Origin of the sequence: Burkholderia sp. LMG 13014 (assembly GCF_905232215.1) — a bacterium.
GTDB lineage: Bacteria > Pseudomonadota > Gammaproteobacteria > Burkholderiales > Burkholderiaceae > Burkholderia.
On sequence record NZ_CAJNKE010000458.1, the window covers coordinates 1 to 4,790 of the forward strand.

Genomic DNA, 4,790 nt, shown 5'->3' on the forward strand with positions numbered 1-4,790 from the left:
CGAACCAGTTCCCGACCGGCGCCGTGCTGTCGATCTCGCGCCGGCTCGCGCTGATCGATGCCGCGCGCCGGCATCGCGCATGGATCATTGAGGACGACTACGACAGCGAATTCCGTCATACCGGCGAGCCGATCGGCGCGATGCACGGGCTCGCACCGGATTCGCCCGTCGTCTATCTCGGCTCGTTCAGCAAGACGATGTTTCCGGCGCTGCGGATCGGCTTTCTCGTGCTGCCCGACGCGCTGCTGGCCGCGGTGCGGCCGGTGCTGCCGGAGATGCTGCGCGGCGGCACGCGCCATGTGCAGCTCGCGCTGGCCGATTTCATCGAGACGGGCGAGTACGGCCGCCATCTCGGCCGGATGCGCCGGCTGTACCGCGACCGGCGGCGGTTGCTGCTGGCCGCGCTCGACGGCAACCTGAGCGTGCCGCACGAGATCGAGGGCGGGCCGTGCGGGCTGCATCTCGCGTTGCGGCTGCCCGCGCGCTACCGCGATCGCGCGATCGTCGACGCGGCGCGCGAGCACGGCATCGGGCCGTTTCCGCTGTCGGGGTTTTCGATCGATGCGGCATCGGCCGGCAACGGGCTCGTGCTCGGATTCGGCAATACGTCGGCCGATGCGTTCGAGCCGATGTTGCGGATGCTGTCGGCGATCGCGGAGCGGGTAGGCGGAGATTGAGGGCGGGGCGGGCACGGGAAACCCAACCCGTCGCCGGTGATTTCCGCTACCGTATCGCCTCCGATTTCACCTTCTCTTCCTGATCGAACGTGCTCACGCCTTACAGATTCTTTGCGCTCGCCGGTACCGCATGCGCGTTGCTGGCCACCGCTGCCGCCCATGCGCAAGTCACCCACGACGGATTCATCTGCAATACCGACAAGCATCACATCGTGATCGACCGCGCCGCGAACGGGACGCTGAACTACCGGGCCTGGAACAAGCCGCACTCGGTCGATCGCAAGCCGGACGTCGAGTTGCACGGCGGCACGGAGGAAACGGTCGGCACCGATCCGTGCGTCAATACCGACTGGACGTTCAAGCGCGGCAATGTCGAGTATTTCGTGTCGGACAACGCTCGCTGCTCGGAAGGCAAGCCGCCGCGCAATGCGAACGGGATGGTCGTCGTATCGATCAACAAGGAATTTGCGGCGCGCTACTGGTGTCTCAAGTAGGCGCCGCGCTACGCGGCTTCAATCACCAATCGACCGAATGACCTTCGCCGGATTACCGCCCACCAGCGTATTCGGCGGCACGTCCCGCGTGACCACGGCCCCTGCGCCGATCACCGCGTTTTCTCCTACCGTCACGCCACCGATGACCGTTGCGCCGGCGCCGATCCACACGTTGCGCCCGATCGCGATCGGCTTCGCGACGACAGCGGCGCGCCGCTTCGACGGTTCCAGCGGATGGCCGGACGTGATGAGGCTCACGTTCGGCCCGATCATCACGTCGTCGGCGATGTCGAGCCCGCCGAGATCGTAGAACGTGCAGTTCTGGTTGACGAACACGTTGCGGCCGACGGTGATGTCGGGCCCGCCGGTCGTGTAGAACGGCGGAAGCAGCAGAAAGCTGTCGTCGACCGGCTTGCCGATCAGTTCGCCGAACAGCGCACGGACTTCGTCCGCATCGTCGAACGACAGGCGGTTGAGGCGGGCGGTGAGCGCCATCGCGCGTTTGACGTTCGCGAGCATCGTCGCCGATTCGGGCGTTCTTCGGGGAATGAGGAGGCTGCGGTCGTCATTCGGCATGCACGGGTTTCCTGTCTGTCGGCATTCACTGTCCGGGGGTGACGCTGCGCCGCCCGTTTTGGGAGGGCCGGCAGCGCTTAGCCGACGGTCGTCAACGAGCCGGTTTGTCGTATAGCGACCAGACGCGACCGCCGGGGCCCGGCTCCGGGGACAGCCCCGCACGGGCGAAGCCGTGCGACTCGCAGTACGTGCATCACCTTGCGTTGTCTCGTTCGAGCCGATGTTGCGGCTGCTGTCAGCGATCGCGGAGCGGGGGGCGGGGATGGACGCGCGGGTGGCAGCGCGCGCGGGTAACCTTACCCGTTGCCGGTGATTTCCGCTACCGTATCGCTTTCGATTTCACGTCGGGATTCCGACAAGAGAATCGCGTCATGAATGTGCGAGCCGGATCGGTGATGACCGTCGTTCGTCTGGCCGTTTTCCTGGCGGCCTGCGTGACGGGAGCCGGGTGCTCTCGTGCGACGGATCATGCGGATCAGCAAGCCGCTACGGCGGCGGATGAGGCCGCGCGGCCCGGCGGCGAGGATACCGGGATCGGGCTGAAACTGAACGCGCTGAACTACACGGACGTGCCGATCGGTACCTACTCTGTCGACGGCACCTGGGGCGGCAATGTGGCCGCCCGGATCGGCAGCGCCGGCGGCAGCATCATGTGCTGTGTGTCCGTTCCGCAAAAATGGCGCCCGGGATTGACGGTCCAGGTTGAATGGCGGAACGACGAGATGTATAGGCGCAATCCGAATGCAGTGGCTAGCCGGGTCGTGCCGATCGAGCCGTATGGTTCGTTCTCGGACGGCTATCTGTGGATCGTGTTTTTCCCGGGGGACAGGATCAAGGCATACGCGTCTCCGTGGCTGCCGGGCGCACCGGAATTTCCCGAAGGATTGCAGGTCCCGAGCAAGGCGTGTCCGGGACACTTCACGGTGTTGAACAGCAGCCGCGACTGCCCGACACCGGACCACAGCATGGTGCGGGCCGCGAGATGAGTGTTCGTTTTGCGGCCGCCGAGCGGCCCGATGCCGGCGTAGCGATTCCCGGTGCGCAGGAAGCGATGCTTCGCGGGCTTCATGACGACGACAAAAACGTTGCCCGGCGCAGGAGCGGCGAAATGAAAGTGCATGCCATCGGTCTGTTGCTCTGTTCCATTCTTGTCGGCTCGAGCCATGCGCAGGCGCCGGCATCGGGAACCGTCATGAGCGCGGATGAAAGAGCCGCAGCCATTCGGCGAGCCTTCAGCCCGACCGCGCGTGTCGACGCATTCAAGTCGCAGATCGATTTCGACCGGAAGTTCGCGACCGACGATGGCCGGAAGATCGTCGCGTTCGACTGGGGCAAGCTCGCGACGCAGCGCGTCCCGGGGTTCAACGCACTGACGATCGAGCGTGTCGAACAGCCTGTCGACGAAACCGGGCCGCTCAAGGATTTCCGGATATTTGTCTTCAACGGCCGGTTCAACGGCGCACGCGTGTCGATCACGGTTGCGCAGGCCAAGGATCGCTTCAAGGCGGCGGATTATTTTCTCCACGAGACAACTTCGCCGACGATCGAGCGCGTGCCGTTCGAGACGGATCCCGATCCGCTTGGAAGCGTGTCGGTCCAGAACTCGATCGCCGGTCCCGGGCTCGGACTCGTGTGGATCTACAAGAACCTGTGCGTTGTCGTGTCAGGGGCGCCGGCCGGCGCGGTCCGAGATCTCGGTCGACGCCTGCAGACGCTGGCGGAAGCCCACACGGTCGATTCGATGTGACGGTGGGCGATCGCTCGCGTCCCGGGGATCGTCGACATCCACGTCGAGCGAAGCTCAACGTGGCGCGCATCCATGGAGCCACCTGACACGCACCGCCCATCGCCATGCACGACAATCGGACTTGTGCGGATTGACGAACCGCGCACTTTGTTCGAAACGAACGCCGTCGCGGCTCCGCGCGTGCCGCGCCGCCCCGTATTCGGGTTTCGATTCGTATGTTCGAACAGGCCGCTTGGACTATAAATGGATGCGTGTACCGGGGCTTGTCGGGCGCCTGCGCGTCTCGCGCATGTCGGCGCCGTGACTCCCGGGGGAGGTGCACCGTGGTTCGCCAGACGCTTGCTCGCGCCGTGCTTCGCACCGCGTTGATCGGGGGCGTGTTTGCCGGTTGTTTGCTGCCCCCGCCGTCCGTCCTCGCCGGAACGCTGTCGCCGCCTGTCCCGCCACATCCGATGAAGCAGCGGCCGGCTGCTGCGCCTTACGCGATGCCGGTCGATTTTCCGGCGATCGTCGACCGCTACGGCCCGGCAGTCGTGACCATCATGACCGCCGCACCCGACCAGCAGGCCGGCGGCCCGTCCTTCTCGATCCTCGATCCCGACGATCCACTCGCCGCGTTCTTCCGGCACGACGCGCCGCCGCCCGCGCAGGGCCCGCAGGCGCAGGCACAGGCGCAGGCGCCTGCACCCGACACGTCGCCGCGCGCGGTATCGGGCAGCGGCTCGGGTTTCATCGTCAGCGCCGACGGCCTGATCCTCACCTCGGCGCACGTGGTCGACGATGCGACCGACGTGACGGTACGGCTCACCGACCGCCGCGAATTCAAGGCGACCGTGCTGGCCGTCGATCCGCAAAGCGACGTCGCGGTGCTGCGGATCGACGGGAAGAAGCTGCCGTTCGTGCACATCGGCGATTCGTCGAAGGTGCGCGCGGGCGAACCGGTGATGACGATCGGCGCGCCGGACGGATCGGGCAACACGGTCACGGCCGGCATCGTCAGCGCCACGTCGCACCGGATGCCGGACGGCAGCGCGTTTCCGTTCTTCGAAACCGACATCGCGCCGAACCCCGACAATTCGGGCGGCCCGGTATTCAATCGCGCGGGCGACGTGATCGGCATCGCGGTGCAGGTCTATACGGGCACGGACCGCTACGCGAGCACGACGTTCGCGATCCCGATCGCGTTTGCCGCAAAGGTGCGCGCGCAACTGCAGAAGCAGATGCAGGCGCAACAGCCCCAGGCGCCGGACGCGTCGTCCGGCAACGCAATCGGCGTCGACGTGCAGGATGTCGGCA

At 66.2% G+C, this 4,790-nt stretch carries 6 protein-coding genes; 5 read left to right on the forward strand and 1 reads right to left on the reverse strand.

Annotated elements, in window-relative coordinates; all coding sequences use genetic code 11:
- Together JYJ84_RS28560 and JYJ84_RS28565 are read left to right on the forward strand one after the other, a co-directional pair.
- Nucleotides 1-677, forward strand: a 677-nt coding sequence (locus tag JYJ84_RS28560; protein ID WP_205189772.1) for a PLP-dependent aminotransferase family protein, incomplete at its 5' end; no start/stop codon positions are given.
- Between the two features lie 89 nt (nt 678-766).
- On the forward strand, nt 767-1,171 hold the full coding sequence (locus tag JYJ84_RS28565) for a hypothetical protein (protein ID WP_236027455.1): 405 nt from the start codon (nt 767-769) through the stop codon (nt 1,169-1,171).
- An 18-nt stretch (nt 1,172-1,189) separates the two neighbouring features.
- On the opposite strand, the gene JYJ84_RS28570 is transcribed toward JYJ84_RS28565, so the two are convergent.
- Nucleotides 1,190-1,747: a sugar O-acetyltransferase gene (locus JYJ84_RS28570; protein ID WP_122947252.1), complete on the reverse strand. Its 558-nt coding sequence runs from the start codon at nt 1,745-1,747 to the stop codon at nt 1,190-1,192.
- A gap of 371 nt (nt 1,748-2,118) precedes the next feature.
- Between JYJ84_RS28570 and JYJ84_RS28575 the strand changes: the two genes are divergently transcribed.
- The 3 genes from JYJ84_RS28575 to JYJ84_RS28585 form a co-directional block, all read left to right on the forward strand.
- The gene (locus JYJ84_RS28575; protein WP_175219743.1) at nt 2,119-2,733 is read left to right on the forward strand and encodes a DUF3304 domain-containing protein; all 615 of its coding nucleotides are present in this window, start codon (nt 2,119-2,121) and stop codon (nt 2,731-2,733) included.
- Between the two features lie 122 nt (nt 2,734-2,855).
- On the forward strand, nt 2,856-3,494 hold the full coding sequence (locus tag JYJ84_RS28580) for a hypothetical protein (protein WP_205186218.1): 639 nt from the start codon (nt 2,856-2,858) through the stop codon (nt 3,492-3,494).
- 323 nt (nt 3,495-3,817) lie between these two features.
- A partial coding sequence (locus tag JYJ84_RS28585; RefSeq protein ID WP_205189773.1) for a S1C family serine protease occupies nt 3,818-4,790 on the forward strand: 973 nt, incomplete at its 3' end.